This window comes from Streptomyces sp. NPDC033136, assembly GCF_055578235.1.
Genome location: NZ_JBVIPD010000007.1, coordinates 68,148 through 92,859, shown reverse-complemented (window position 1 = coordinate 92,859; position 24,712 = coordinate 68,148). Strand labels below are relative to the sequence as shown.

The following is a 24,712-nucleotide window of genomic DNA, read 5'->3' as shown; positions in this document are numbered from 1 at the left end:
CACCTCTTGACGCGTCAATGACAACAATGGCTTGATGTCATGGGAGCGCTCCCACCTCCAGGGAAGGGACCACCATGCGCAGAACCCGTCACACGTCCCCGCACTTACGGATCGTCCCGCTTCTCGGCCTCCTGGCCGCCCTGCTCCTCCCGCTCGGCATGACGTTCGCACCCAGCGCGACGGCCGCCCCCACCGCGGACCCCGTCCGCGTCATGCCGCTCGGCGACTCGATCACCGGCTCTCCGGGCTGCTGGCGGGCCGTGCTGTGGAACCGGCTCGTCGACAGCGGATACAGGGACATCGACTTCGTCGGCACCCTGCCCCCGCAGGGCTGCGGCCAGGCGCACGACGGCGACAACGAGGGCCACGGCGGCGAGCTGGTGACCCGCGTGGCCGACCAGAACCTGCTGCCGGGACGACTGGAAGCGACGGACCCGGACATCGTTGTCATGCACTTCGGCACGAACGACGTGTGGAGCAGCATCTCCCCCGACCGCATCCTCGCCGCCTACAGCAAGCTCGTGGGTCAGATGAGGGCCGCCAACCCGGACACGCGGATCCTCGTCGCGCAGCTCATCCCGATGAACCCGAGCAGTTGCTCCGCCTGTGCGCAGCGCGTCGTCGACTTCAACGCGCGGATTCCCGACTGGGCGAGGGCGATTAGCACGGAGCGCTCGCCCCTCACCGTGGTCGACCAGTGGACCGGCTTCAGCACGGCCGACGACACCTACGACGGCGTGCACCCCAACGCCTCGGGTGACAACAAGATCGCGGCCCGTTGGTTCCCGGCCCTTGCGGCCGTCCTCGACGCGGGTGTCCCGCAGGACCCCGGCGGTCCGGGCGACCCGGGCGAGGACCCCGCCGCCTGCACCGCGCGCTTCCGGGTCGTCTCCTCCTGGCAGGGCGGCTACCAGGGCGAGGTGACGGTGACGAACACCTCCGCCTCCGCCGTCCTGGGCTGGACCGCGACCGTCGTACCGGCGAGCGGCGCGCGCCTCACCCAGGCCTGGAACGGCACCCTCACCACGGCCCCCGACGGCACGGCCACCGTCACGAACGCGGCGTGGAACGGCACCCTCGCCCCCGGCGCGAGCGCCACGTTCGGCTTCGTCGCCACCGCCCCGGCCACGGCCGGCGCCCCGGCGGTGACCGTCACCTGCACGGCGAAGGCGTCAGGCGCCTGACGCCCGGTACACACCGGAAGCGCCCGCCCGGCATCAAGCGACACACGCCAACGACACATCCCAACAGGTCACACACGCCAACGACGCACGCCAACAGGCTCACTCGCAGCTCACGCGCAAGGTATCCGTCACTGCTCGCAGCTCACACGCAAGGAGTTCGCCCCTACGCGCGACTCTCCCGCAAGCGATGCGCCACCCAGGCCACACCCCACCCGCCCCGGCCGACCCCCACCTCTGGAGCCTCCATGAGACCCCGCCCAGGCCCCGCCCCTCGCCTCGCAGTCATGGCCACCACCCTCTTCTCCCTCCTCCTCTCCTTCCTCGCCCTCATCCCGCCGGCCCACGCCGCCCCCACCGGCTTCCGCATCGAGAACGGCCGGCTCCTCGAAGCCTCCGGGAACGACTTCGTGATGCGCGGCGTCAACCACGCTCACACCTGGTATCCCGACCGGATCAGCTCCCTCTCCCACATCAAGGCCAAGGGCGCCAACACCGTGCGCGTGGTGCTCTCCAGCGGTGACCGCTGGACGCGCAACGACACCGCCGACGTGGCGAACGTGGTCTCCCAGTGCAAGCAGAACCGCCTGATCTGCGTCCTGGAGGTGCACGACACCACCGGCTACGGCGAGCAGAGCGGAGCCGTCTCGCTCTCCCGCGCCGCCGACTACTGGATCAGCGTGCAGAGCGCGCTGACCGGTCAGGAGGACTACGTCATCGTCAACATCGGCAACGAGCCGCACGGCAACACCGGTTACGCGGCCTGGACGGGCGACACCAAGGCGGCCATCCAGAAGCTGCGCGACGCCGGGTTCGACCACACGATCATGGTCGACGCCCCCAACTGGGGCCAGGACTGGGCGTTCACGATGCGCGACAACGCCGCCTCGGTGTTCGCCTCCGACCCCGACGCCAACACGATCTTCTCGATCCACATGTACGGCGTCTTCGACACGGCCGCCGAGATCACCGACTACCTGAACCGATTCGTCACCGCCAAACTCCCCATCCTCGTCGGTGAGTTCGGGCACGACCACTCGGACGGCAACCCCGACGAGGACACCATCCTGGCCGTGGCCCAGCAGCTCCGGCTCGGCTACCTCGGCTGGTCGTGGAGCGGCAACAGCGGCGGGGTCGACTACCTGGACATGGTCACGAACTTCGACCCGGACCAGCTCACCAGCTGGGGCCGGCGCCTCTTCGACGGCGCGAACGGCATCGCCGCCACCGCCAAGGAGGCCGCGATCTACTCCTCCGGCGGAGGCGACACCACTCCCCCGACGGCCCCCGGCACCCCGGTCACCTCCGGTGTGACCTCCTCGTCGGTCACGCTGACCTGGGCCGCCGCCACGGACGCGACCGGCGTCACCGGCTACGACATCGTGCGGATCAGCGGCGGCACCGAGACGGCCGTCACCAGCACCACGAGAACCACCGCCACCCTCACCGGCCTGTCCCCCGCGACCTCCCACACCTTCGCCGTCTACGCCCGCGACGCCGCCGGCAACCGCTCCCCCCGCTCGGCCACGGTGGCCGTCACGACCTCCCCCGGCGGCACGCCCTCGGACTGCGGCGTCGGCTACCGGGTGACGAGCAGCTGGCCCGGCGGCTTCCAGGGCGAGATCACCCTGCGCAACACCGGCACGTCGGCGATCAACGGCTGGACGCTGCGCTGGACGTTCCCGGACAGCCAGCGCATCACCAACCTGTGGGGCGGTACGGCGACGCAGAGCGGCTCCGAGGTGAGCGTCGCGGCCGCCTCGTACACCGCGACGATCCCCGCGTCGGGCTCGGTCACCCTCGGCTTCACGGCCACCCGGGCGGCCGCCAACCCCAGCCCCACGGCCTTCACCCTGAACGGCGCCACCTGCTCCCTGAGCTGACCGCGCCCCCGCATGACGGTGCCGCCGCGCCCTCCGACCATCCGGCCCGGCGGCACCGGCACCATTGATGTGATCCGCGCCACACCCACACCGGTAAGCGGTTTACACCGCTCCGCAGGGGTGAGGCGGCGGAAATGTCGCACCGGCACCCCACCGCCCCGTCCCCGGCAAGACGCGTAGGTGCCCCTCCGGGTTCCCCGACCGCCGGGCAGGGGACGGGATGAGCGAGGACACCCTGCGCATGCGCGCGGTCGCGACCGGCGGGGCGGAGCGCGAGGAGTCACCCGCGCCCGACCCGGCCGGGCAGCGGCGGGACGCCTTCTTCGACAACGCCAAGTACCTGGCCATCGTGCTGGTGGCGGTGGGACACGCCTGGGAGCCGCTGCGGGACGGCAGTCGCGCGGTCAGCGCGCTGTACATGGCCGTGTACGCCTTCCACATGCCGGCGTTCATCGTCGTCTCCGGCTACTTCTCCCGCTCCTTCGACGCGAGCCCGGGGCGGATCAGGCGTCTGATCACCGGGCTCGCCGTGCCGTACGTCGTCTTCGAGACGGCGTACACCCTGTTCACCCGGTGGACCGACCAGGAGCCGGACCGCCCGGTCAGCCTGCTGGACCCGCTCTACCTGACCTGGTTCCTGGCGGCGCTGTTCGTCTGGCGGCTGACCACGCCCCTGTGGCAGCGCGTGCGGTGGCCGCTGCCGCTCGCCCTCGCCGTCGCGATGCTGGCGACGCTCTCACCGAACATCGGCAACGACCTCGACCTGCAGCGCACGCTGCAGTTCCTGCCGTACTTCGTCCTCGGTCTGCTGCTGAAACCCGAGCACTTCCGTCTGGTGCGCCGCCGGGCCATGAGGATCGTCGCCGTACCGGTCTTCGCCGGTGCGCTCGCCGTGGCCTACTGGGCGGTGCCCCGGATGACCGGCGCCTGGTTCTACCACCGCGACAGCGCCGCGGAACTCGCCGCGCCCGCCTGGTACGGCCCGGTCATGACGCTGACGACCTTCGGCTGCTCGCTGGTGCTGGTGGCCTGTTTCCTCGCCTGGGTGCCCGGCCGCCGCGCCTGGTTCACCGCGCTCGGCGCGGGCACGCTCTACGGCTACCTGCTGCACGGCTTCGTCGCCCAGGGGTCCAAGTTCTGGGGCTGGTACGAACCGGAGTGGGTCCACCGGCCCGTGGGGGAGATCGTCGTGACGGCTGTCGCCGCACTGATCGTGACCGCGTTGTGCACCCCGCCCGTACGGCGGCTGTTCCGCTGGGTGATGGAGCCCGACATGGCCTGGGCGTTCCGCCGGGAGGAACGCGACAAGGCGCGTGCGTCCCATGCCTCACGCACCTGAGGCGCGCTACTCCTCCCGGCTGAGCCGGAGCAGCAGCACCCCGGGCGTGCGCGGCACGGACACCACCAGACCGTCACCGTCCCGGACGGCCGAAGGTAGAGATCTGTTGGACCGACCCCACTCCTCTCTACAGTCCTGTAGATTCGGCAGTGCACCGACACCGCGCTCGTCAACAAGGAGCATTCCATGGGAGTTTCCCTGTCCAAGGGCGGCAACGTCTCGCTCAGCAAGGAGGCGCCGGGCCTCACCGCCGTCCTGGTCGGCCTGGGCTGGGACGTGCGCACGACCACCGGCACCGACTACGACCTCGACGCCTCCGCCCTGCTCCTCGACGCCTCCGGCAAGGTCCCCTCGGATCAGCACTTCGTCTTCTACAACAACCTCAAGAGCCCGGACGGCTCGGTCGAGCACACCGGCGACAACCTCACCGGCGAGGGCGAGGGCGACGACGAGACCGTCAAGGTGAACCTCGCCGGCGTGCCCGCCGAGGTCGACAGGATCGTGTTCCCGGTGTCCATCCACGACGCCGAGAGCCGCGGCCAGAGCTTCGGCCAGGTCCGCAACGCCTTCATCCGGGTCGTGAACCAGGCCGGCGGCGCCGAGATCGCCCGCTACGACCTGTCCGAGGACGCCTCCACCGAGACCGCGATGGTCTTCGGCGAGCTCTACCGCAACGGCGCCGAGTGGAAGTTCCGTGCCGTCGGCCAGGGGTACGCCTCCGGGCTGGCCGGTATCGCCTCCGACTTCGGCGTCGGCGTCTGACGCGGACCGGCCGCGCCGCCGAGCCCGCCCGCGGGACCCGGCCCTGCGGGCGCATCAGCAACCGACCGGGAGACCCTGTGGCCGATCCGTCCCGCCTCCGCCCAGAGGACCGCGCGGACTTCGAAGCGGTACTGCACCTGGCGCTGGCCGCCGCGGACAACCGTGGCCCCGTCGGCGCCGACCCGACCGGCGGAGCCGCCGCGCACCTGCGCGCCCACGCCCTCGCCCTCGCCCTCGCCCAGGCCGACACCATCACGGCGACGGCCGGCGAGCCGTACCGCGACCATCTCGCCGTACGGAGCGTGGCCCGGCGCGAGCCGCGGTCTCCGTACGGCACGGGCAGTGCGCTGCCGGCCCTCGCGGTGCTCACGCCGCTCGTGGCTGCCACGTCCGCGGGGGCGCTGCTGCTCGGCGGCATGCTCCGGGTCGCCGGCGCGCCGGGCCCGCTGCCCGGTTCGCTCGTCTCGGCCGCTGGACGTTGGCGCTCGTGGCGGCCGTGACCGGTCTCGTCGCCCTGGCCGCGGTGCTGCGTTCGGCCCTGAGCCGGGGCGGCGTCCCGCCGGCCGCCGACCAGGTGGAGCATGCCCGGCTGGTCTGGCGGCAGGCGCTGCTCGACCGCGGCATGCTGCCCCACCTGCGCCGGCACCTGGTCGCGCATCCCGAGGCGGCGACCACGCCGTGCTCCCCGCCCGATACGCTCGCGCCGTGCCCGGCCCGGGCGAGAAAGGACAGGACACCATGTTCGGACTGAGCGAGCTCGCGATCCTCCTCATTGTCGTCATAGCCGTCATCGGGGTGAAGAAGCTCCCCGAGCTGACCCGCTCGGCAGGCAAGGCCGCCCGCATCCTCAAGGCCGAGGCCCGTGCCGCGAAGGACGAAGAGGCCGGGACGGCTCCCGCGCCGCGGATGGTCCAGGGCGAGATCGTCCCGCCCGGCCCCCGGGCGCCGGGCGCCCCGGACCACCCCTGATCCGCCCCGTGGCTACAGCGTGCGCTCCAGGCGGTCCGACACGAGCTTGACGAACTTCGCGGGGTCCTTCGGCTGGCCGCCCTCGGCGAGCACCGCCAGCGTGTGGAGCAGTTCGGCGGACTCGGTGAGTTCCGTACGGTCCTCGCGCTCCTGGTAGGCCTGGTTCAGCCCCTTCACCAGCGGGTGGCCGGGGTTGAGCTCGAGGATCCGCTTGGTGCGCGGCACCTCCTGGCCCATCGCCCGGTACATGTTCTCCAGGGCCGGGGTCAGGTCGTGCGCGTCGGAGACGACACAGGCCGGGGAGACGGTGAGCCGTGTCGACAGGCGCACCTCCTTGATGTCCTCGTCCAGCTGCTCGCCCATCCAGCCGAGCAGCCCGGCGTACTCCTCGGCCTGCTTCTCCCGCTCCTCGCCCGCCTGCTCCGCGCCCTCGGCGTCCAGGTCGATCTCGCCCTTGGTGACGGACCGCAGCTTCCTGCCCTCGTACTCGCCGACGGCGTCGACCCACACCTCGTCGACGGCGTCGGTGAGCAGCAGGACCTCGATGCCCCTGTCGCGGAACGCCTCCATGTGCGGGGAGTTCTCGATGCTCTGCCGGGACTCGCCGGTGATGTAGTAGATGTCGTCCTGGCCGTCCTTCATCCGCTCCACGTACCGGGCCAGCGTGGTCGGCTCGTCGTCGGTGTGCGTGGTCGCGAAGGACGAGACGGCGAGGATGGCGTCCCGGTTGTCGGAGTCGGTGACCAGGCCCTCCTTGAGGACGGTGCCGAACTCCCGCCAGAACGTGGCGTAGCGGTCGGCGTCCTTGGTCATGAGCTCCTTGACCGTGGACAGGACCTTCTTGGTCAGCCGGCGCTGCATCATCCGGATGTGCCGGTCCTGCTGGAGGATCTCGCGGGACACGTTCAGCGACAGGTCCTGCGCGTCCACGACGCCCTTGACGAAGCGCAGGTACGGCGGCAGCAGCGCCTCGCAGTCGTCCATGATGAAGACGCGCTTCACATACAGCTGGACACCGCGCTTGAAGTCCCGGGTGAACAGGTCGTGCGGGGCGTGCGAGGGGACGAAGAGCAGCGACTGGTACTCGAAGGTGCCCTCCGCCTGCAGCCGGATCGTCTCCAGCGGCTCACGCCAGTCGTGGCTGATGTGCTTGTACAGCTCGTGGTACTCGTCGTCGGACACCTCGTCGCGCGAGCGCGCCCACAGGGCCTTCATGGAGTTCAGCGTCTCGGGCTCGGGCGTGCCGTCCCCGTCGCCGGCGTCCGGGACCATCCGGATCGGCCAGGTGATGAAGTCCGAGTAGCGCTTGACGATCTCCCGGATCTTCCACTCGGACGTGTAGTCGTGCAGCTGGTTCTCGGGGTCGGCGGGCTTGAGGTGGAGCGTGACGGACGTGCCCTGCGGCGCGTCGTCGACCTTCTCCAGCGTGTACGTGGCCTCACCGCGCGACGTCCAGCGGGTGCCCTGGCCCTCGCCGGCGCGCCGGGTCACCAGGGTCACCTCGTCCGCCGCCATGAAGCCCGAGTAGAAGCCGACACCGAACTGGCCGATGAGCCCCTCGGCTCCGCCCCCGTCCTGGGCCTCCCGCAGCTCCTCGAGGAACGTGGCCGTGCCCGAGTTGGCGATGGTGCCGATGAGCCGTCCGACCTCGTCGTACGACATCCCGATGCCGTTGTCCCGCACCGTGAGGGTACGGGCCTCCTTGTCGATGTCGATCTCGATGTGCAGGTCGGACACATCGGCGTCGAGCGAGTCGTCCCGCAGCTTCTCCAGACGCAGCTTGTCGAGCGCGTCGGAGGCATTGGAGACGAGCTCGCGCAGAAAGACATCCTTGTTCGAGTAGACCGAGTGGATCATCAGCTGGAGCAGCTGACGGGCCTCTACCTGGAACTCAAACGTTTCGGTCGTCATGGTTCGCGCATCCCTCACAGGTCCCACAGTCGCCTGAACTGGAGCTGTCACTCTAAAACACCAAGTCAGGCCAGGGGCCCGGACGTCAGACGAGGTGGGCGAAGACGACCAGGTTCTCGGTGTAGTCCCGGGCCTGGCGGTCGTACGTGCCCGCACAGGTGATGAGCCGGACCTGGGCGTCGGCGGTGTCGCCGTACACGCGGTCGCTGGGGAAGGCGTCCTTGCGGAACGACTTCTTGTCGTCGACCGCGAAGGTCGCCCTGCTGCCGTCGGCTCGCACCACCTGGAACCGGTCCCCCTTCTTCAGCTCGCCGAGCCCGGCGAACACGGCCGGGGAGGTCGCGGTGTCCACGTGCCCGGCGATGATCGCGGTGCCGGGCTCACCGGGCGAGTGGCCCTTGGCATACCAGCCGACGAGGTTGGTGTCGTCGGGCGGCGGGGGCTCCAGCTGACCCGAACGGCCGAGGGCGAGGTCGGTGAAGGGCGCGTCGACCGAGATCTTGGGGATGAGCAGGCGGACGGGCCGGGACCGCGGCAGATGCGGGCCGGGCGCGGCGGAGCGCTGCTGCGCCGCGGACGGGGACGGTGCGTCGGGCACGCCGGGCGCGGCCGAGGTCGCGGACACGGCCGACGGGGCGTGCGGCGGGCCGCCGGCGTCGGACGAGTCGCCGCGGCCGCCGACCAGGTTCATGGTCAGGGCGAGGGCGGCCACCACCCAAAGCACCGTCACGACGGCGCGGAGTCGCCGCTTCGGCGGCTCGGGACCGGGATCGGGAAGGGCAGGAGAACTGGCTGCCATCAAGGACCACTCCATTCGGGCACGGCAGCGGGCACGGCGCGTGGGAGGACGGGCCGGGCCGCCGCGACGCGCAGGGCGCGTGCGGCGGCCGCGGCGGTGATGAGGTCAGGCGCCGGTCATGCCGCGCCCTGGGAGGCCCTCTGGCGTCGCAGCGCGTACAGACCGGTACCGGCCACCGCCAGTACCGCCAGACCGCCGGCGGTCACGCTCGGCCCGGAGGCCAGCCCGCCGCCACCGGTGTGCATCCCGCCGCGCGGCTTGTCGTGCCGGTCGTGCTTGCCCTCCCAGGAGCCCTTCTCGTGGTCGTCGTACTTGCCGTGGCCGTCGTGCTTGCCCCCGTGGCCTTCCTCGCCGTGCTTGTCGCCCCAGGGGTCCTCGCCGTGCTTGTCGTGCTTGGAGTTGTCCCACTCGTCGTCCGCGTTCACCGCGGCCAGCGCTCCGCCACCCGTGTGCACGCCACCGCGCGGCTTGTCGTGCTTGCCCTTCCAGGAGTCCTTCTCGTGCTTGCCGTGCTTGTCGTAGCCGTCGTGCTTGCCGCTCTCCTCGTGCTTGCCGTGCTCCTCCTTGCCGTGCTCCTCGTGCTTGCCCTCTTCGTCGTGCTTGTCGCCGTACGCGTCCTTGTCGTGCTTGGAGGTGTCCCGGTCGTCGTCCGCGTTCACCGCGGCCAGCGCTCCGCCACCCGTGTGTACCCCGCCGCGCGGCGCGTGGTCTTTGCCGTCCTTGTGGTGCTCCTTGCTGTAGGAAGTGGTGTCGTGGTCCCGGTCACCCATGGCCTCGGCGTAGGCGGCGGGTGCGGCGATCGCGAGGGCCGCGGTGGTCGTGGCCGTCGCGAGCAGCATGCGGGCAGAGCGCATCGGTGAGTCCTTCCGTCGCGAACCGGGCAGCTGGCGCCTTGCCAGCTCACGAGACCCGGCCTCGACGTGAACCACCGTCAGTCATGCCGGGCGGTCGCACCATCCGGGGCGTTCACACGGGTTACGACCACACCCCGACGGCGGTATCCGCCCCCGGGCACTCCCTCGGGAGAACAGGCAACCTCTCGCCCCTGATCACTGTCCACTACGGCGACACGGAGGGGTGAGGACCGCTCTCCCCCGGAGCATCGCGGGAGGCGCACATGGCCATGGTCGGCCTGTTCTGGATCGGCGAGGACTCGGTGTATGTGGGGGCCGAGCCCGTGGGAGCTGTCTCCGGAGTGCGTCTGACCGAGGAGGGCGTCACGGCGCTGGAGGCCGGGGGTGGCAGGTCCTGGACGTAGGACGAGGTGGTCGGGATCGAGACCCGGGCCGGGCCCGTGCGGTCCGGTGTGCGGCGGATGGCGGCCATGGCCTTCGACGCCGTGCTCGTCGCGGTCACGGGAGACGGCGAACTGCCGCCCGCCTTTCTCGTGGAGGTGTCGACGGCCGAGGAGACCGTCGAGGTCAGCGTGCACACGGCCGTCGCCGGAGGGATCTACCCGCCGTCCGAGTACGACCTCTCCGTCACGCTTCTGGAGCGGCTCGCCGACGGCGGTGCCGAGGTCGGCGAGCTTCTCGCATGGGGCCGTGATCACGCGGCCGAGGGCACTCGGCCGCGTGAGGAGCGCGAGGCGCTGCTGCGGAAGTGGGCCGGCGCGTAGGGGGGTGCCCACGCAGGGCACCGGCGCAGGTCACCGTCGCCCGGAGCCCCGGTGCCCCGAGCAGGCCGGGTCCGGGTCGATCAGCTGGGCCGCCATGCCGACGAGCACCAGGCCGCCCGCGATGAGCAGCCCCTGGGCCAGGACGATGCCGGCGCCCAGCACGGCCACACCGAGGGCCAGGCCCCACCAGGCTCCGGTGCGCCGGTACTCCCGGGGCGGGGCCGGGCGGCCGGCCCTCATGGCACGGGCGAACCTGGGGTCCTCCCATTCCAGTCGTGCTTGCAGGTCGCCGAGGCGTGTGTCATCGGGCTGGGGCACGGCTTCTCCTTCCCGGACCCGGCAGCGCTTCGCGGCAGGGCACAGCCGAGGCCAGGGCAAGTCGCGGGGGAGGGTCGGGCCGGGTGAGGGTCCGGAGGGAGACAGTCCGCCGAAACACGGCGCGACCGGTCTCACCAGGGCTTCAGCTGCTCCCCCCTCCGGCGGTGCACGCCATCAGGCCCACCCTTCATCCTTCCCGGCGGCCGGGCCGTACGAACGCCGTTCCGGGAAGCAGGTGTTCGATCGTGCCGGTGGTCGATGCCCAGCAGGCTCGCCACCGCCCGGAAGTCGGCCGCGTGGCGACCGACCGCGCGGGCCCGGTGGTGGCCGACGCCCGTGGCGCTCCAGGCGTCGACCCGTCGCCGGGGGCGCGGCCGAAGTCGACCCGGCTGGTGGTGTTGCCGATCCCCAGCAGCGGTCCCGGTACGACGGCGCCCTCGGAAGTGACGAAGGCCAGGCCGCTGCCCGCGTCCTGGCCCAGTCCGAGCAGGGTGACGGGCCCGGGCCGGAGCCGCCTGCCCTTTCACGGTCTTCAGCGCTGCGGCCTTCCGAAGGCCGCAGCCGAGCCCGGGCCCGGGCCCGGGCAGCGTGAACCGGCCCAGGGGGGACCGGGATCGGGCCAAAGTCGCCGGGTCCGCTACCGGCCGGGGACCCGCCTTCCCGGCGCTGTCGCCTCGTCCAGGAGGCGGCGGAAGGTGGGGCATTGAAGGTGGCTCGGCGCCGGGCACGCGGCGGCATGGCGCAGGGAGTCGCGCAGGACGCCAAGTTCGCGGATCCTGCGGTCCAGCTCGTCCGCCTTGGCCGACAGCATCCGCCGGTCGATCCGCGGCCGCCCGTCCGGCGTGAACATCCGCGCGATCTCGTCGAGCGAGAACCCCGCAGTCCGGCCCAGGGCGATCAGCGCCAGCCGCTCCAGCACGCCCGGATCGTACTGGCGCCGCAGGCCCCGGCGGCCGGTCGAGGCGATCAGTCCCTTCTCCTCGTAGAAGCGCAGCGTCGAGGCGGGTACGCCGGCGCGGTGCGCCACTTCGGTGATGTCCAGGTCCGTCATTGCCTTGACCTCAAGTCGACTTGAAGTAGAACGCTGTCATCCCGTCTCGACGAAGGCAAGCAGAAGGAGAGCGAACATGGACGCTTCGCGCAGGGCCGACGAGGAACAGTCCGCCCGCTGGAACGGGCCGTCGGGCCACGCCTGGGTGGATCTGCAGAAGGTGCTGGACGGGATGTTCCGGCCCTTCGAGGAGCTGCTCGTCGACGCCGTGTCCGCCGAACACGCGGGCAGCGTGCTCGACGTCGGCTGCGGCACGGGCGGCCTCACACGGGCGGTCGCACGACGGGTCGGTCACTGCGTCGGCATCGACATCTCCGAACCGATGATCACCACGGCCCGGGGATACGCCGAACGGGAGGGCGTACCGGCGTCCTTCATCCGGGACGACGCACAGGAGCACGCGTTCGAGCCGGCCGGCTTCGACGCCGTCGTCTCACGCTTCGGCGTCATGTTCTTCAACGACCCCGTCCGGGCCTTCGCGAACATCCGGAGCGCCGTCAAGGACGGGGGCGGACTGCGGCTCGTCGTGTGGCGCGGGCCCGGCGAGAACCCGTTCATGACGACCGCCGAACGCGCCGCGGCACCCTTCCTGCCGGACCTGCCCGCCCGACAGCCCGGCCAGCCGGGGCAGTTCGCCTTCGCCGACCCGGAACGGGTCCACCGCGTCCTGGCGGAGAGCGGATGGGCCGGGATCGACATCCAGCCGGTCGACGTGGTCTGCACCCTGCCCGAGAGGGAACTCGTCCGCTACTTCACCAGGCTCGGCCCCCTCGGCACGATCCTGCCCGACGCCGACGAGCACACCCGGGCACGCGTCGTCGAGACGGTCCGCGCCGCCTTCGAGCCCTATGTGCGGGGCACGGACGTCCGTTTCACCGCGGCCTGCTGGACGGTCTCCGCACGGGCCGCGGCGGCGAAAATTTCGTGACGCCCCGCCCTCTTTGCGGCACGCGGGCGCCCTGCGCATAGTGAGATCACGATGACGCAGAAAAGAGCCCTGGTTGTCCGAGGCGGTTGGGAAGGCCACGAGCCGGTCAAGGCGACGGAGCTGTTCCTGCCCTTCCTCCGGGACAACGGATACGTCGTCCGGGTCGAGGAGTCGACCGACGTCTACGCCGACGCCGCCGAACTGGCCGGGACCGACCTCGTCGTGCAGTGCGTGACGATGTCGGAGATCACACCCGGGCAGCTCACGGGACTGAGCAGTGCGGTCGCGGCCGGCACCGGCTTCACCGGCTGGCACGGCGGCGTCGCCGACTCGTTCCGCGCCTCGGCCGGCTATCTCCACCTGGTGGGGGGCCAGTTCGTCACGCACCCCGGCAAGGAACCGTGCGAGCGGCGGGGCGAGGCGGCGGACAACTTCCTGCCGCACACCATCGCCCTCACCGAGGCCGGCCGCGCGCACCCGGTCACCGCGGGCATCGAGGACTTCGAGCTGCACACCGAGCAGTACTGGGTGCTGCACGACGACCTCATCGACGTCCTGGCGACCACCACGCATCCCACCCGGCCGTGGGAGCCCTGGCACCGTCCGGTCACCTCACCGGCGGTCTGGACGCGCCGGTGGGGCGCCGGGCGGATCGTGGTGACGACACCCGGGCACAGCCTGGAGGTGCTGGAGAACCCGAACGTCCGCACCGTCATCGAGAGGGGCATGCTGTGGGCGACGCGCACCGCATCGGCGTCGTAGGGCTCGGTGTCATATCCCGCGCGTACCTGGACACGCTCGCCGGCCATCCCGCCGTACGCGTCACCGCGGTCGCCGACCTCGACGCCTCCCGGTCGGCCGCGGTCGCCGCCGGCCTGCCCGGCGCCAAGGCGCTGACGGCCGAGGAGTTGCTGGGCAGCCCGGACGTGGACACGGTCCTGAACCTCACCACTCCGGCAGCCCACGCCGGGATCGCCCTCGGGGCGATCCGCCACGGCAAGCACGTCTACGGGGAGAAGCCGCTGGCGGCGAGCCTGGAGGAGGCCCGGGCCGTCCTGGAGACCGCCGCGCGCGAGGGAGTCGGCGTGGGGTGCGCGCCGGACACCGTGCTGGGTACGGGAGTTCAGACGGCCCGGGCGGCCGTGGAAGCGGGGAGCATCGGCCGTCCGCTGTTCGCCTCGGCCGTGATGGTCACCCCGGGCCACGAACGCTGGCATCCCCACCCGGACTTCTACTACACGGCCGGCGGCGGCCCGCTGCTGGACATGGGCCCGTACTACCTGTCGTCCCTGATCCATCTGCTGGGCCCGGTGCGTGCCGTGACCGGGGCGGCCGCCAGGCTGCGCTCCGAGCGGGTCATCGGTTCGGGACCACGCGCGGGCGAGCGCATCCCGGTCGAGGTGGACAGTCATGTCTCCGGTGTGCTGGAGCACGTGAACGGGACGTTGACGACCCTCACGACGAGCTTCGACGGGGTGGCGACCACGGCCGCCCCCATCGAGGTCCACGGTGAGAGGGGAACGCTCGCGGTCCCCGACCCGAACCGCTTCGACGGCGAGGTACGGCTCCACGCGCTCGGTGACACGGGGTGGCACGTCCTGCCCACCGCGGCGGGGTACGAGGACGGCGCACGCGGCGTCGGGCTGCTGGACTTCCTCAGGCCCGGCGGGCGGCGCGCGAGCGGCGCGGTCGCCCTCCATGTGCTGGACACGATGGCGGCCCTCCTCCGCTCCTCAGCCGAGGGACGGCGCATCGGGCTGACGACATCGACGCAGGTGCCCGCGGCCGTGCCGCTGACGGCGGCCGAGGACTGGAGAGACCGGGCCGCTCCCGGCCCCGCGTGAGCCCGTCAGTCCACCGGCCAGGTGTGCGCGGGCGCGTTCATGTGCATGTAGTCCATGTACGTCCTGGTCATCTGCCGCAGTGCCTCACGCCGGTCGGAGACGCCCGCCTTCTCCAGGTGGTGCACCATCTCCGCCTGCCACAGGGCGCCGTTGCGGGCGGTGACGCAGCGCTGCTCGATGATGCCGAGCAGGGGCTCGCGCCACGCGTCGTCCATGCCGGCCAGTTCCAGGCCGTGGTGGGCCAGGGGCAGCAGGCGCCGCAACACCAGTTCCGTGACCGGCACTTCGCCGACGCCGGGCCAGTACAGACGGGCGTCGATGCCGTCGCGGGCCGCGGTGTGCAGGTTCTCCTCGGCGACCGAGAAGGACATCCGCGTCCACACCGGCCGGTCCTCGTCGACCAGGGCGCGGGTCAGGCCGTAGTAGAAGGCACCGTTGGCGATGATGTCGGCCACGGTGGGCCCGGCGGGCAGGACCCGGTTCTCGATGCGCAGGTGCGGGCCGCTGTCGGTGACGGCGTAGACGGGGCGGTTCCAGCGGTAGATGGTGCCGTTGTGCAGGGTCAGTTCGCCCAGTTGGGGAACGCCGCCGTTGTCGAGTTCCTGCTGCGGGTCCTCGTCGTCGCACAGCGGCAGGAGGGCCGGGAAGTAGCGGACGTTCTCCTCGAAGAGGTCGAAGACGCTGGTGATCCAGCGCTCCCCGAACCACACCCGCGGCCGTACGCCCTGGGCCTTGATCTCCTCAGGACGGGTGTCGGTGGCCTGCTCGAACAGGGGGATGCGCGTCTCGCACCACAGCTCCCGGCCGAACAGGAACGGCGAGTTCGCCGCGAGGGCGATCTGCACCCCGGCGATGGCCTGGGCCGCGTTCCAGTAGGGCGAGAACTCCCTGGGGTCGACCTGGAGGTGGAACTGGGTGCTGGTGCAGGCGGCCTCGGGCGTGATGGTGTCGGCGTACGTCGACAGGTGCTCCACGCCGTCGATCTTGAGCCGCAGGTCCTCGCCCCGCGCGGCGAAGATCTGCTCATTGAGCAGCCGGTACCGCGGGTCGCCGGAGAGGGCGGACCCGCTCACGTCGCTCTCCCCCAGGGTCGGCAGGATGCCGACCATGATCAGGTGCGCGCCCACGGCCGCGGCGCGGTCCTCGGCGTGGTTGAGGGCGTCGCGGATCTCCTGCTCCCAGGCGCCGGGACCGCCGGCCGTCAGCTGCCTGGGCGGGATGTTGATCTCCAGGTTGAAACGGCCCAGCTCGCTCGACCAGGCGGGGTCGGCGATGGCCTGGAGCACGTCGGTGTTCCGCATCACCGGGAGCCCGTGGTCGTCCACCAGGTTGAGCTCGATCTCCAGCCCGACCTGGGGACGCTCGCTCTCGAAGCCCGACTCGCGGAGCATCCGCGCCAGTACCTCGAGGTCGGTGTGCATCTTCTCCCGGTACCGACGGCGGTCCTCCCGTGTGAACACCAGGGCCGGCACGTCGCGTCCCATGGGGCCCTCCCGCGTCCTCGGCTGGATCGGTCTGGTCCCAGCGTCGCACCTTGTCGCCGCCCCCGCACCCACCCGGCCTGAATTTGTGCCGCAAATAAACAAACCCCGTACGCGCAGTGCCGTGCCGGGCAACGGCAACCCGCTCGCCCGACTCCGTGTCACCCTCACCGCCTTCTTCGCCCTGGACGGCTTCGTGTGCGCCGGCCGGGCCGTCCGGACCCTCGCCGTCAAGGAGCGGACCTGCGCCTCCGCCGGCACCCTCGGTCTGCCCCTGCTGGACGTCTCGGCCGGTGCCGTCATCACCATGACCCTCACCGGGCGCCTGTGCCACCGCTACGGAAACCACCAGGTCACCGTCGTCTGCGCGGTCCTGCTCTCCCTCAGCGTCACCCTGTCCCCACTCACCCGTTCGGCTCTCGCGCCCGGCCTCGTCCTGCTGCTCTTCGGGGCCGCGTACGGCGGGATCAACGCCGCCTTCGACAGCGTCGCCGGCGGCTGATGGCCGCGCTGGGGCGGCCGATCATGCCGGTCGGGGCGCTGGTGGGGGCGGCCGCGCTCCGAGCCGGCGACTGAACGGTCGTACCCCCATTCGGGTGATGGACAGCCCGGCCGACGCGCTCACCGGCCTCCCCGCCCGAGAAACGGGGATCGGCCATGCCGTGATCCTGGGTACCCATCGCCACGCCCGGTGTGATCACCGGGCCGCACGTCATGAACCAGGAGGCAGACCCGTGAGCGAACAGCAGCAGCACCCCGGCGAGCAGCACCCGGTCCCGGAGTTTCCCTCCCAGGACCAGCCGCACCCCGGGTGGACGGGCCCCATGGACCCGCCCCCGGACCACGGTGAGGAGACCTACCGGGGCAGCGGCCGGCTGGACGGCCGCAAGGCCGTGATCACCGGTGGGGACTCCGGGATCGGCCGCGCGGTCGCCCTGGCGTTCGCCCGGGAGGGAGCCGACGTGCTCTTCACCCACCTGGAGAACGAGAAGGACGACGCCGCCGAGACCGCCCGCCTGATCGAGGAGACCGGCCGGCGTGCCCTGCCGGTCTCCTGCGACGTACGCGAGGAGGAGAACTGCCGGGCGCTGATCGACCGGGCCGTGGCGGAGTTCGGCCGGATCGACGTCCTGGTGAACAACGCGGCGTACCAGATGTCGCAGCCGGACGGCATCGAGGCGATCTCCACCGAGCAGTTCGACCGGGTCATGCGCACCAACCTGTACGGCATGTTCTGGCTGTGCAAGCTGGCCGTGCCGCACATCCCGCAGGGCGGCAGCATCATCAACTCCACGTCGGTGCAGGCGTACAAACCCAGTCCGCATCTGCTGGACTACGCGACGACGAAGGGCGCGATCGTCACCTTCACGCAGGGGCTGGCGCAGATGCTGATCGACCGGGGCATCCGCGTCAACGCGGTCGCGCCGGGCCCGGTGTGGACCCCGCTGATCCCGGCGACGCTGCCGGACACGCGGGAGTTCGGTGAGCAGGCGCCGATCGGACGGCCAGCGCAGCCGGCCGAGATGGCCCCGGCGTACGTCTTCCTCGCCTCGCAGGACGCGTCGTACATCACCGCCGAGATCGTCAACGCCACGGGCGGTACACCGCTGCCGTAGCGTCCCCCGGGAAATTCCGGTGCTTGGAGCGTGCTCCATACGACAGACTCGCTCCATGGAGACCGCCGAGTTCCTTCATGTGCTGGAGACAGAGGGCCCGTTGCTGGCCGCGGCCGCCGAGGAGGCCGGGACGGACGCGAAAGTGCCGACGTGCCCGGAGTGGCAGGTGCGTGACCTGCTGCGGCACACGGGCGCGGTGCACCGCTGGGCCGCCGCCTACGTGGCGGAGGGGCTCACCGAACGCCGTCCCCTGGCCGAACCCGCCGGCCTCGACGGCGCGGAACTCGTGGCCTGGTACCGCGACAGCCACCGCCACCTCGTCGGCACGCTGGCCGGCGCCTCGCCCGACGTGGAGTGCTTCACCTTCCTGCCCGCGCCGTCCCCGCTGGCCTTCTGGACCCGGCGGCAGGCACACGAGACGGCGGTGCACCGCCTCGACGCGGAGTCCGCCCGCGGCGGCGGCACCACCACCACCGTCCGCCCGGACTTCGCGACCGACGGCATCGACGAACTCCTGCTCGGCTTCCACGCCCGCCCCAGGAGCCGGGTCCGCACGCCCGAGCCGCGCTTCCTGCGCGTACGCACGGACGACACCGGCGCGGTGTGGACCGTACGGCTGTCCCCGGAACCGCCCGTGACCACACGCGGCGAGGCCGGGGACGCCGAGTGCGAACTGTCCGGCCCGGCAGAGCAGTTGTACCTGGCGCTGTGGAACCGGGCTCCCCTGCCGTCGGTCACCGGCGACCGGGCGCTCGCCGAGCTGTGGCGGGAGACATCAGGAATCTGACCGGGCTCAGCCGTCCGCCGGCATCCGAGCCGGCACCGCGCGCCGCACGGGCAGCACCTCACCGTGCTGCGCGCGCCCCTTCGCCGTGAGCGCGACCTTCACGCCCCGCCAGTCCCCGGGGAACATGCCTCGCGCGACGAGCTCCTCCTTCTCCAGCCGGGCGATCAGCCGCGACAGACAGCGCGCTCCGACTCGATTGACTTCCTGCCTCGCTGAACGCTCCCAGGGTGACCCGCCCCGGGCCGTGTGCCCGGCGGGCTGCCTTGCCCCGCCGGGCACACCCCTGCTTGACTCGCCGTATGACCAGTAACGGGGGACGGCGTACGCAAGCCGAACGAGATGCGATCACCGTCGAGATCGGGTACGCCCTGTGCAGTGCGGCCTTCGCGGCGGCGGTCCTCTTCGGGGCCGTGGCCGGGCCCGCATTGCTCTTCGACCTGCCGGACACGCCGGAGTACCTGCTGCTGCGCGCCGGGCTGGTGCTCGCACCCGTGCTCTTCGTCGCCCGGGTCGCGAGTGTGCTGCTCCGGTTCAGCAGCGCGGCTGAGCCCAGCCGGCGCGGCCGCACCAGCCCCGACTCGTAGGCGCCCGCGACCGGTCGGGCCCGGTCGCGGGCGCCGAGCCGCACCATCGTGCGGCTTCCGTGGGTCTTCGCGTGAGAGAAACCTCAGGGGAAACGGTCAGCGCGGCACCGGGCCCCGCTGCGGATACACCAGCCCCACCCCGTGGGCCAGTTGTCCCACCGCGTGCCGGAAGAACGTCTCCCGGTCCTCCACCACCCGGTTGAACTGCCCGAACAGCTCGAAGCCGACCAGCCCGTACAGCTGGGCCCAGGCGGCGACGAGGACCGTGACCACCTCGGGCGGAAGGTCCGGGGCAAGGTCGGCGGCCATGCGCTCGGCCTCCGGTCGCAGGTCGGCCGGCAGGGCGGGCCGGGCCAGACCGAGACCCTGGTAGGCGTCGCGCACGATGCCGATCAGCAGGAGCCCGACCCGGGCGGCGGCCGGGACGGTCGTGTCGGGTGCGGTGTAGCCGGGGACGGGCGATCCGTAGATGAGGGCGTACTCGTGGGGGTGGGCCAGCGCCCAGCCGCGCACTGCCTCGCACACCGTGATCCAGCGCTGTAGGGGACCGGTATCGGCGGCTGCCTCGTGGGCCGCTTCGGCGGTCTCGCCCAGGGAGTCGTAGGCGTCGATGATGAGCGCGGTCAGCAGGTCGTCACGGCTGGGGAAGTAGCGGTACAACGCGGAGGAGGCCATACCGAGTTCGCGGGCCACCGCCCGCAGGGAGAGCTTCGCGGCGCCCTCCGCCGCGAGCTGCCTGCGGGCCTCGTCCTTGATGGCCGCCGTGACTTCGGTCCTGGCCCGGGCACGGGCTCCGTGTGCGGTGCTCATGCGGGCCAAGTGTGCCACGAAAGCAGAGCAGTGCACACAAACGAGAGCGGTGCTCTTGCTTGGGCGCACGGATCTCATGCAGACTGGCATCAGCCAAAGCGAGAGCAGTGCTCGCAAAAGAGAGCACCGCTCCCCGGCGATCACAAAGGGGACTCCATGTCCACGCACGTCCAGAAGCCCGGCTGGTTCACCGTCAACGTCTTCAACCGTCTCGTAGCCTGGCTGACCCGCCGCGGCATCAGCGTCTGGGGCTCCCGTGTCCTCGCCGTCCGCGGCCGCAAGAGCGGCCAGTGGCGCACCACCCCGGTCAACCTGCTCACCCTGGACGGCAGGCAGTACCTGGTCGCCCCCCGCGGCCACGTCCAGTGGACGCACAACATGCGCGCCGCGGGCGGCGGCGAGCTGCACCTCGGCAAGCGCGTGGACACCTTCACCGCCACCGAGGTGGGTGACGACGCCAAGGCACCGATCCTGCGCGCCTACCTCAAGCGCTGGAAGGCGGAGGTCGGGGTCTTCTTCAACGGCGTCGGCCCCGACTCCACGGACGACCAGTTGCGCCGCGTCGCCCCCGACCACCCGGTCTTCGAGATCATTCCGACGAACTGACCTCGCCGCCCGCGGCGGGACGGCGGTCCAGCGCGGTCAGCGCCCGCTGGGCCAGCGGATGCGTGCGGACGAGGTCGCCCAGCGAGGTCGAACCCTGCGTGATGTCCTTGAACGCCTTCCAGGCGGGGCGCAAGCCCGTCAGCGCCGCGTGGAACAGGCCGGGACGGCGCTCGAACGCCGTCAGCATCCGCTTGCCGACGCTCATCTCCACACCGAGCCCGGCCTTGACCGCGAACGCGTAGTTGAGGGCCTGCCTGCGCGTGTCCACCGCGTCGTGCGCCTCGGCGATGCGCACCGCCCACTCCCCCGCGAGCCGGCCGGAGCGCAGCGCGAAGGAGATGCCCTCGCGGGTCCACGGCTCCAGCAGTCCGGCCGCGTCACCGCACACCAGCACCCGCCCGCGCGACAGCGGCGAGTCGTCGGCCCGGCAGCGGGTCAAGTGCCCCGAGGAGATGCTGGGTTCGAAGCCGGCGAGGCCCAGCCGCCCGATGAACTCCTCCAAGTACCGCTTCGTCGCGGCGCCTTCACCGCGCGCCGAGATCACCCCGACGGTCAGGGTGTCGCCCTTGGGGAAGACCCAGCCGTAACTGCCGGGCATGGGGCCCCAGTCGATGAGCACCCGCCCCTTCCAGTCCTCGGCGACGGTCTCCGGCACCGGGATCTCCGCCTCCAGGCCGAGATCCACCTGGTCGACCTTGACCCCGACGTGCGCCCCTATGCGGCTGGCGCTGCCGTCGGCACCGACCACGGCCCGGGCGAGCAGCACCTCGCCGCCCTGCAGGACCACGGCGACCGTGCGCCGGTCCGGCACCGCCGAGCCGTGCTGCTCGACCCGCTGGACCGTGACACCGGTACGCAGCTCGGCACCCGCCTTCTGCGCGTGCTCGACGAGCTGCTGGTCGAACTCGGGCCGGTTGATCAGCCCGAACAGCATGTGCTTGGACCGGCGCGTCCGGGTGAAGCGGCCGTTGTTCGAGAAGGTCACCGCGTGCACCCGGTCCCTGAACGGCAGCTCGAAGCCGGGCGGCAGGGCGTCGCGCGAGGGGCCGATGATGCCGCCGCCGCAGGTCTTGTAGCGCGGCAGCTCCGCCTTCTCCAGCAACAGCACGCGTCTTCCGGCGACCGCCGCCGCGTACGCGGCCGAAGCGCCCGCGGGTCCCGCGCCCACCACGACGACGTCCCACACGTGCCGCACGTCGTCCGCCGAAGAGTTCTCGCTGCTCACGATGGTCTACTGCTCCCGATCAAGCCGCCTGCCGCTGTCTCAAGCATCCTACGGCGGCGGTCACCGCAGGCCGCTGTGGGAGGATCGGCGACGTGGGTGGCCCCTACACCGGGACACGCCCGCATCCGCACGATCACCGCGTACCGAGAAGTACGCATCCGTACAACGTCGCACCCACGAGGAGCGTGCCCATGTCGTCGAATCCGGTCGCCGAGACCGTCGCCTCGCTGATGCCCAGGGCGAAGGAGGAGCTCACCGAACTGGTGGCCTTCCGGTCGGTGGCGGACTTCGACCAGTTCCCGAGGGGCGAGAGCGAGGGCGCCGCCCGCTGGGTCGCGGACGCGCTCACCGCCGAGGGCTTTCAGGACGTGGCCCTGCTCGACACCCCCGACGGCACGCAGTCGGTCTACGGCTACCTGCCCGGCCCGGCGGGTGCGAAGACCGTCCTGCTCTACGCCCACTACGACGTGCAGCCGCCGCTGGACGAGGCCGCCTGGACGACCCCGCCGTTCGAGCTGACCGAGCGCGACGGGCGCTGGTACGGGCGTGGGGCCGCCGACTGCAAGGGCGGTCTGATCATGCATCTGCTGGCGCTGCGCGCGCTGAAGGCGAACGGCGGCGTTCCCGTCGGCGTCAAGGTGATCGCCGAGGGCTCCGAGGAGATGGGCACCGGCGGTCTGGAACGGTACGCCGAGGAACACCCGGAGCTGCTGGAGGCGGACACGATCGTCATCGGCGACGCCGGCAACTTCCGGGTCGGGCTGCCCACCGTCACCTCCACCCTGCGGGGTATGACCATGGTCCGCGTGCGGATCGACACGCTCGCGGGCAACCTGCACTCGGGCCAGTTCGGCGGTGCCGCGCCCGACGCGCTCGCCGCGCTGATCCGGGTCCTGGACTCGCTGCGCGCCGAGGACGGTTCGACGACCGTCGAAGGGCTCACCGGGGGCGCGGCCTGGGAGGGGCTGCGGTACGAGGAGGAGCAGTTCCGGCAGGACGCCAAGGTGCTGGACGGTGTGGAGCTGATCGGGTCCGGGACGGTCGCCGACCGGATCTGGGCGCGCCCGGCCGTCACGGTGATCGGGATCGACTGCCCGTCCGTCGTCGGCGCCACCCCCTCCGTGCAGGCGAGTGCCCGGGCGCTGATCAGTCTGCGGGTGCCGCCGGGGGTGGACGCGGGCGAGGCGACCAAGCTGCTCCAGGCGCACCTGGAGGCGCACACGCCGTGGGGTGCGCGGGTCAGCACCGAGCAGATCGGTGAGGGGCAGCCGTTCCGCGCCGACACCACCAGCCCGGCGTACCAGGCCATGGCCGCGGCGATGGCGGTGGCGTACCCGGGGCAGGAGATGCAGTACGCGGGGCAGGGCGGATCCATACCGCTGTGCAACACGCTCGCCGCTCTCTATCCGCGTGCGGAGATCCTGCTCATCGGGCTGAGCGAGCCGGAGGCGCAGATCCACGCGGTGAACGAGAGCGTGTCCCCCGAGGAACTGGAGCGGCTGTCGGTGGCGGAGGCGCTGTTCCTGCGCGCCTACGCGGCGAGCTGACCGCTCTGCCCGCAGCAGAAGGCCCTCGTCCTCGGACGGGGGCCTTCTGCTGCGGTCGTCCCATGGACGTCATCGAGCCGCTCCCCCGCCTGCACCTGCTGCGGTTCCCGGTCGGCCAGGCCTACCTCTGGCGCGACGGTGACGCTGATCGACGCCGGAACGGCACGGTGATGCCGGGTGTGTTCAGCCTCGACCGCGCGGAGGTCCGTGCCGCCTGCCGGAGGCTGGCGGACCTCGGCACGGACGTCGCCTGCTTCGGTCACGGGGATCCGGTGACGCGGCGGGCGGACCGGGCGCTGCGGTCCCTGGCGGACGCCTGAGCGATCAGGGGCTCTGCCTCGCCTCCGCGAGCGCCGGGTCCAGGACGATGTCCTCCTCGCGCGCGGCGACCGTGGGCTCTCCGGGGAAGTGGCAGGCGGTGCGGTGGCCCGGGGGGCTGCCCTCGACGCGCACCAGCCGCGGTTCCTCGGTGGCGCACCTGTCCTGGGCCTTCCAGCAGCGGGTGCGGAAGCGGCAGCCGGAGGGCGGGTCGATCGGTGAGGGCACGTCCCCGGCCAGCCGGATGCGCTCGCGCCGCTCGGTGGCGTCCGGGTCGGCTTCGGGGACGGCGGACAGCAGAGCGCGGGTGTAGGGGTGCCGGGGCCGGGTGTAGAGGGACTCCCGGCCGGCGACCTCGACGATCTTGCCGAGGTACATGACGGCGACGCGTTCGGAGAAGTGCCGCACGACGGCGAGGTCGTGGGCGATGAAGACGAAGGCGATGCCGAACTCCCTCTGGAGGTCCTGGAGCAGGTTGACGACCTGTGCCTGGATGGAGACGTCCAGCGCGGAGACGGGTTCGTCGGCCACGATCAGCTTCGGCCGCAGGGCGAGGGCGCGGGCGATGCCGATGCGCTGGCGCTGGCCGCCGGAGAACTCGTTCGGGTAGCGGTTGTAGTGCTCGGGGTTGAGTCCGACCGTCTCCAGGAGTTCCTGGGCGCGTCGTTTGTGGCCCTGGGACGGTTTGATGCCGTTGAGCCGCATCGGCGTCTCGATGATGGTGCCGACGGTGTGCCGGGGGTTCAGCGAGGAGTACGGGTCCTGGAAGATCATCTGGAGGTTGCGGCGCGCCTCCCGCATCCGCCCGGGAGACCGGTGGGTGATGTCCTCGCCGTCGAAGACGACGGTGCCACCGGTGGGTTCGAGCAGCCTGGTGATCAGGCGGCCCGTGGTGGACTTGCCGCAGCCGGATTCGCCGACCAGGCCCAGCGACTCGGCCGGCCCGACGGAGAAGTCGATGCCGTCGACGGCGCGGACGGCCCCGACCTGCCGCTGGACGATGATGCCCTGCCGGATGGGGAAGTGCTTGTGCAGACCGCGCACTTCGAGGAGGTTCTCGCCGGTGGGGCGGTCGGTGGTCTGCCCGGTGAGGGGCTGGGCGGTGGGGCTCACGGCATGTTCCCTTCCGTCGAAC

The 24,712-nt window shown here is 71.7% G+C and carries 27 protein-coding genes and 4 pseudogenes; 19 read left to right on the top strand and 12 right to left on the bottom strand.

Annotated features, from left to right (window positions below; all coding sequences use genetic code 11):
• Positions 1-74: 74 nt before the first annotated feature.
• The 7 genes from ACZ5TL_RS15435 (at position 75) to ACZ5TL_RS15405 (ending at position 6,134) form a co-directional block, all read left to right on the top strand.
• Positions 75-1,184: a GDSL-type esterase/lipase family protein gene (locus tag ACZ5TL_RS15435; RefSeq protein WP_468590158.1), complete on the top strand. Its 1,110-nt coding sequence runs from the start codon at positions 75-77 to the stop codon at positions 1,182-1,184.
• A 245-nt stretch (positions 1,185-1,429) separates the two neighbouring features.
• Positions 1,430-3,064 (top strand): cellulase family glycosylhydrolase, encoded by a 1,635-nt coding sequence (locus ACZ5TL_RS15430; RefSeq protein ID WP_468590157.1) that lies wholly within the window; start codon positions 1,430-1,432, stop codon positions 3,062-3,064.
• Between the two features lie 220 nt (positions 3,065-3,284).
• Positions 3,285-4,403 carry an acyltransferase family protein gene (locus ACZ5TL_RS15425; protein WP_468590156.1) on the top strand — a complete coding sequence of 373 codons (1,119 nt, stop codon included), beginning with the start codon at positions 3,285-3,287 and terminating at the stop codon, positions 4,401-4,403.
• A gap of 186 nt (positions 4,404-4,589) precedes the next feature.
• Positions 4,590-5,165 (top strand): TerD family protein, encoded by a 576-nt coding sequence (locus ACZ5TL_RS15420; RefSeq protein ID WP_468590155.1) that lies wholly within the window; start codon positions 4,590-4,592, stop codon positions 5,163-5,165.
• 77 nt (positions 5,166-5,242) lie between these two features.
• A complete protein-coding gene (locus tag ACZ5TL_RS15415) occupies positions 5,243-5,665 on the top strand; it encodes a hypothetical protein (protein WP_468590153.1) in 423 nt (140 codons plus the stop codon).
• Positions 5,653-5,916 (top strand): hypothetical protein, encoded by a 264-nt coding sequence (locus tag ACZ5TL_RS15410; protein WP_468590152.1) that lies wholly within the window; start codon positions 5,653-5,655, stop codon positions 5,914-5,916. The genes ACZ5TL_RS15415 and ACZ5TL_RS15410 overlap by 13 nt, the downstream gene beginning before the upstream one ends.
• A complete protein-coding gene (locus ACZ5TL_RS15405; protein ID WP_468590151.1) occupies positions 5,904-6,134 on the top strand; it encodes a twin-arginine translocase TatA/TatE family subunit in 231 nt (76 codons plus the stop codon). Before ACZ5TL_RS15410 ends, ACZ5TL_RS15405 begins: the two co-directional genes overlap by 13 nt.
• 12 nt (positions 6,135-6,146) lie before the next feature.
• Here ACZ5TL_RS15405 and htpG read toward each other — a convergent pair whose 3' ends face one another.
• The 3 genes from htpG to ACZ5TL_RS15390 form a co-directional block, all read right to left on the bottom strand.
• Positions 6,147-8,045: a molecular chaperone HtpG gene (gene htpG / locus ACZ5TL_RS15400; protein WP_468590150.1), complete on the bottom strand. Its 1,899-nt coding sequence runs from the start codon at positions 8,043-8,045 to the stop codon at positions 6,147-6,149.
• A gap of 85 nt (positions 8,046-8,130) precedes the next feature.
• The gene (locus tag ACZ5TL_RS15395; RefSeq protein ID WP_468590148.1) at positions 8,131-8,844 is read right to left on the bottom strand and encodes a class F sortase; all 714 of its coding nucleotides are present in this window, start codon (positions 8,842-8,844) and stop codon (positions 8,131-8,133) included.
• 116 nt (positions 8,845-8,960) lie between these two features.
• Positions 8,961-9,698: a hypothetical protein gene (locus tag ACZ5TL_RS15390; RefSeq protein WP_468590146.1), complete on the bottom strand. Its 738-nt coding sequence runs from the start codon at positions 9,696-9,698 to the stop codon at positions 8,961-8,963.
• 263 nt (positions 9,699-9,961) lie between these two features.
• Between ACZ5TL_RS15390 and ACZ5TL_RS15385 the strand changes: the two genes are divergently transcribed.
• Together ACZ5TL_RS15385 and ACZ5TL_RS15380 are read left to right on the top strand one after the other, a co-directional pair.
• Complete coding sequence (locus tag ACZ5TL_RS15385; RefSeq protein WP_468590145.1) at positions 9,962-10,102, top strand: hypothetical protein; 141 nt, start codon at positions 9,962-9,964, stop codon at positions 10,100-10,102.
• Positions 10,103-10,108: 6 nt separating this feature from the next.
• Positions 10,109-10,462, top strand: coding sequence for a hypothetical protein (locus tag ACZ5TL_RS15380; RefSeq protein ID WP_468590144.1), 354 nt, complete (start codon positions 10,109-10,111; stop codon positions 10,460-10,462).
• A 30-nt stretch (positions 10,463-10,492) separates the two neighbouring features.
• On the opposite strand, the gene ACZ5TL_RS15375 is transcribed toward ACZ5TL_RS15380, so the two are convergent.
• The 3 genes and pseudogenes from ACZ5TL_RS15375 to ACZ5TL_RS15365 form a co-directional block, all read right to left on the bottom strand.
• Positions 10,493-10,780 carry a DUF3040 domain-containing protein gene (locus tag ACZ5TL_RS15375; protein ID WP_468590143.1) on the bottom strand — a complete coding sequence of 96 codons (288 nt, stop codon included), beginning with the start codon at positions 10,778-10,780 and terminating at the stop codon, positions 10,493-10,495.
• Between the two features lie 248 nt (positions 10,781-11,028).
• Positions 11,029-11,291: pseudogene (locus ACZ5TL_RS15370) on the bottom strand (arabinose isomerase); the annotation flags it as partial.
• 126 nt (positions 11,292-11,417) lie between these two features.
• A complete protein-coding gene (locus ACZ5TL_RS15365) occupies positions 11,418-11,831 on the bottom strand; it encodes a helix-turn-helix domain-containing protein (protein WP_468590141.1) in 414 nt (137 codons plus the stop codon).
• Positions 11,832-11,907: 76 nt separating this feature from the next.
• Between ACZ5TL_RS15365 and ACZ5TL_RS15360 the strand changes: the two genes are divergently transcribed.
• The 3 genes from ACZ5TL_RS15360 to ACZ5TL_RS15350 are packed head-to-tail and all read left to right on the top strand — an operon-like array spanning position 11,908 to position 14,603.
• Positions 11,908-12,759 (top strand): class I SAM-dependent methyltransferase, encoded by an 852-nt coding sequence (locus tag ACZ5TL_RS15360; protein ID WP_468590139.1) that lies wholly within the window; start codon positions 11,908-11,910, stop codon positions 12,757-12,759.
• Positions 12,760-12,810: 51 nt separating this feature from the next.
• Positions 12,811-13,521, top strand: coding sequence for a ThuA domain-containing protein (locus tag ACZ5TL_RS15355; RefSeq protein ID WP_468590138.1), 711 nt, complete (start codon positions 12,811-12,813; stop codon positions 13,519-13,521).
• Positions 13,491-14,603: a Gfo/Idh/MocA family protein gene (locus ACZ5TL_RS15350; protein WP_468590136.1), complete on the top strand. Its 1,113-nt coding sequence runs from the start codon at positions 13,491-13,493 to the stop codon at positions 14,601-14,603. Before ACZ5TL_RS15355 ends, ACZ5TL_RS15350 begins: the two co-directional genes overlap by 31 nt.
• A 5-nt stretch (positions 14,604-14,608) precedes the next feature.
• Here ACZ5TL_RS15350 and ACZ5TL_RS15345 read toward each other — a convergent pair whose 3' ends face one another.
• Positions 14,609-16,087, bottom strand: a complete 1,479-nt coding sequence (locus tag ACZ5TL_RS15345; protein WP_468590135.1) for a glutamate-cysteine ligase family protein — start codon at positions 16,085-16,087, stop codon at positions 14,609-14,611.
• Positions 16,088-16,208: 121 nt separating this feature from the next.
• On the opposite strand from ACZ5TL_RS15345, the pseudogene ACZ5TL_RS15340 reads away from it, so the two are divergent.
• The 3 genes and pseudogenes from ACZ5TL_RS15340 to ACZ5TL_RS15330 form a co-directional block, all read left to right on the top strand.
• Positions 16,209-16,636 (top strand): annotated as a pseudogene (locus tag ACZ5TL_RS15340) (MFS transporter); the annotation flags it as partial.
• Between the two features lie 182 nt (positions 16,637-16,818).
• Positions 16,819-17,700: an SDR family oxidoreductase gene (locus ACZ5TL_RS15335; RefSeq protein WP_468590134.1), complete on the top strand. Its 882-nt coding sequence runs from the start codon at positions 16,819-16,821 to the stop codon at positions 17,698-17,700.
• A gap of 55 nt (positions 17,701-17,755) precedes the next feature.
• On the top strand, positions 17,756-18,487 hold the full coding sequence (locus ACZ5TL_RS15330) for a maleylpyruvate isomerase family mycothiol-dependent enzyme (protein WP_468590133.1): 732 nt from the start codon (positions 17,756-17,758) through the stop codon (positions 18,485-18,487).
• A gap of 6 nt (positions 18,488-18,493) precedes the next feature.
• Here the strand turns inward: ACZ5TL_RS15330 and ACZ5TL_RS15325 are convergent.
• A pseudogene (locus ACZ5TL_RS15325) lies at positions 18,494-18,667 on the bottom strand (MarR family winged helix-turn-helix transcriptional regulator); the annotation flags it as partial.
• 119 nt (positions 18,668-18,786) lie between these two features.
• Here ACZ5TL_RS15325 and ACZ5TL_RS15320 point away from each other — a divergent pair.
• On the top strand, positions 18,787-19,071 hold the full coding sequence (locus ACZ5TL_RS15320) for a DUF6332 family protein (protein ID WP_468590132.1): 285 nt from the start codon (positions 18,787-18,789) through the stop codon (positions 19,069-19,071).
• On the opposite strand, the pseudogene ACZ5TL_RS15315 reads toward ACZ5TL_RS15320, so the two are convergent.
• Together ACZ5TL_RS15315 and ACZ5TL_RS15310 are read right to left on the bottom strand one after the other, a co-directional pair.
• Positions 19,035-19,142: pseudogene (locus tag ACZ5TL_RS15315) on the bottom strand (DNA-binding response regulator); the annotation flags it as partial. The gene ACZ5TL_RS15320 and the pseudogene ACZ5TL_RS15315 overlap by 37 nt on opposite strands.
• 25 nt (positions 19,143-19,167) lie before the next feature.
• Positions 19,168-19,881: a TetR/AcrR family transcriptional regulator gene (locus tag ACZ5TL_RS15310; protein WP_468590131.1), complete on the bottom strand. Its 714-nt coding sequence runs from the start codon at positions 19,879-19,881 to the stop codon at positions 19,168-19,170.
• Positions 19,882-20,037: 156 nt separating this feature from the next.
• On the opposite strand from ACZ5TL_RS15310, the gene ACZ5TL_RS15305 reads away from it, so the two are divergent.
• A complete protein-coding gene (locus ACZ5TL_RS15305) occupies positions 20,038-20,487 on the top strand; it encodes a nitroreductase family deazaflavin-dependent oxidoreductase (protein WP_468590130.1) in 450 nt (149 codons plus the stop codon).
• Here the strand turns inward: ACZ5TL_RS15305 and ACZ5TL_RS15300 are convergent.
• Positions 20,471-21,712, bottom strand: a complete 1,242-nt coding sequence (locus tag ACZ5TL_RS15300; protein ID WP_468590129.1) for a geranylgeranyl reductase family protein — start codon at positions 21,710-21,712, stop codon at positions 20,471-20,473. The genes ACZ5TL_RS15305 and ACZ5TL_RS15300 overlap by 17 nt on opposite strands.
• Positions 21,713-21,903: 191 nt before the next feature.
• On the opposite strand from ACZ5TL_RS15300, the gene ACZ5TL_RS15295 reads away from it, so the two are divergent.
• Positions 21,904-23,259 carry a M20/M25/M40 family metallo-hydrolase gene (locus ACZ5TL_RS15295; protein ID WP_468590127.1) on the top strand — a complete coding sequence of 452 codons (1,356 nt, stop codon included), beginning with the start codon at positions 21,904-21,906 and terminating at the stop codon, positions 23,257-23,259.
• 62 nt (positions 23,260-23,321) lie between these two features.
• Positions 23,322-23,579, top strand: coding sequence for a hypothetical protein (locus ACZ5TL_RS15290; protein WP_468590125.1), 258 nt, complete (start codon positions 23,322-23,324; stop codon positions 23,577-23,579).
• A 4-nt stretch (positions 23,580-23,583) separates the two neighbouring features.
• Here ACZ5TL_RS15290 and ACZ5TL_RS15285 read toward each other — a convergent pair whose 3' ends face one another.
• Positions 23,584-24,690, bottom strand: coding sequence for an ABC transporter ATP-binding protein (locus ACZ5TL_RS15285; RefSeq protein ID WP_468590123.1), 1,107 nt, complete (start codon positions 24,688-24,690; stop codon positions 23,584-23,586).
• Between the last annotated feature and the right edge of the window lie 22 nt (positions 24,691-24,712).

What these genes read in the sequence shown, in the direction of transcription:
- ACZ5TL_RS15435 (WP_468590158.1), top strand. Translation starts at nt 75, where the DNA reads ATGCGCAGAACCCGTCACACGTCCCCGCACTTACGGATCGTCCCGCTT.
- ACZ5TL_RS15430 (WP_468590157.1), top strand. Translation starts at nt 1,430, where the DNA reads ATGAGACCCCGCCCAGGCCCCGCCCCTCGCCTCGCAGTCATGGCCACC.
- ACZ5TL_RS15425 (WP_468590156.1), top strand. Translation starts at nt 3,285, where the DNA reads ATGAGCGAGGACACCCTGCGCATGCGCGCGGTCGCGACCGGCGGGGCG.
- ACZ5TL_RS15420 (WP_468590155.1), top strand. Translation starts at nt 4,590, where the DNA reads ATGGGAGTTTCCCTGTCCAAGGGCGGCAACGTCTCGCTCAGCAAGGAG.
- ACZ5TL_RS15405 (WP_468590151.1), top strand. Translation starts at nt 5,904, where the DNA reads ATGTTCGGACTGAGCGAGCTCGCGATCCTCCTCATTGTCGTCATAGCC.
- htpG (WP_468590150.1), bottom strand. Translation starts at nt 8,045, where the DNA reads ATGACGACCGAAACGTTTGAGTTCCAGGTAGAGGCCCGTCAGCTGCTC.
- ACZ5TL_RS15395 (WP_468590148.1), bottom strand. Translation starts at nt 8,844, where the DNA reads ATGGCAGCCAGTTCTCCTGCCCTTCCCGATCCCGGTCCCGAGCCGCCG.
- ACZ5TL_RS15390 (WP_468590146.1), bottom strand. Translation starts at nt 9,698, where the DNA reads ATGCGCTCTGCCCGCATGCTGCTCGCGACGGCCACGACCACCGCGGCC.
- ACZ5TL_RS15385 (WP_468590145.1), top strand. Translation starts at nt 9,962, where the DNA reads ATGGCCATGGTCGGCCTGTTCTGGATCGGCGAGGACTCGGTGTATGTG.
- ACZ5TL_RS15365 (WP_468590141.1), bottom strand. Translation starts at nt 11,831, where the DNA reads ATGACGGACCTGGACATCACCGAAGTGGCGCACCGCGCCGGCGTACCC.
- ACZ5TL_RS15360 (WP_468590139.1), top strand. Translation starts at nt 11,908, where the DNA reads ATGGACGCTTCGCGCAGGGCCGACGAGGAACAGTCCGCCCGCTGGAAC.
- ACZ5TL_RS15355 (WP_468590138.1), top strand. Translation starts at nt 12,811, where the DNA reads ATGACGCAGAAAAGAGCCCTGGTTGTCCGAGGCGGTTGGGAAGGCCAC.
- ACZ5TL_RS15345 (WP_468590135.1), bottom strand. Translation starts at nt 16,087, where the DNA reads ATGGGACGCGACGTGCCGGCCCTGGTGTTCACACGGGAGGACCGCCGT.
- ACZ5TL_RS15330 (WP_468590133.1), top strand. Translation starts at nt 17,756, where the DNA reads ATGGAGACCGCCGAGTTCCTTCATGTGCTGGAGACAGAGGGCCCGTTG.
- ACZ5TL_RS15320 (WP_468590132.1), top strand. Translation starts at nt 18,787, where the DNA reads ATGACCAGTAACGGGGGACGGCGTACGCAAGCCGAACGAGATGCGATC.
- ACZ5TL_RS15310 (WP_468590131.1), bottom strand. Translation starts at nt 19,881, where the DNA reads ATGAGCACCGCACACGGAGCCCGTGCCCGGGCCAGGACCGAAGTCACG.
- ACZ5TL_RS15305 (WP_468590130.1), top strand. Translation starts at nt 20,038, where the DNA reads ATGTCCACGCACGTCCAGAAGCCCGGCTGGTTCACCGTCAACGTCTTC.
- ACZ5TL_RS15295 (WP_468590127.1), top strand. Translation starts at nt 21,904, where the DNA reads ATGTCGTCGAATCCGGTCGCCGAGACCGTCGCCTCGCTGATGCCCAGG.
- ACZ5TL_RS15290 (WP_468590125.1), top strand. Translation starts at nt 23,322, where the DNA reads ATGGACGTCATCGAGCCGCTCCCCCGCCTGCACCTGCTGCGGTTCCCG.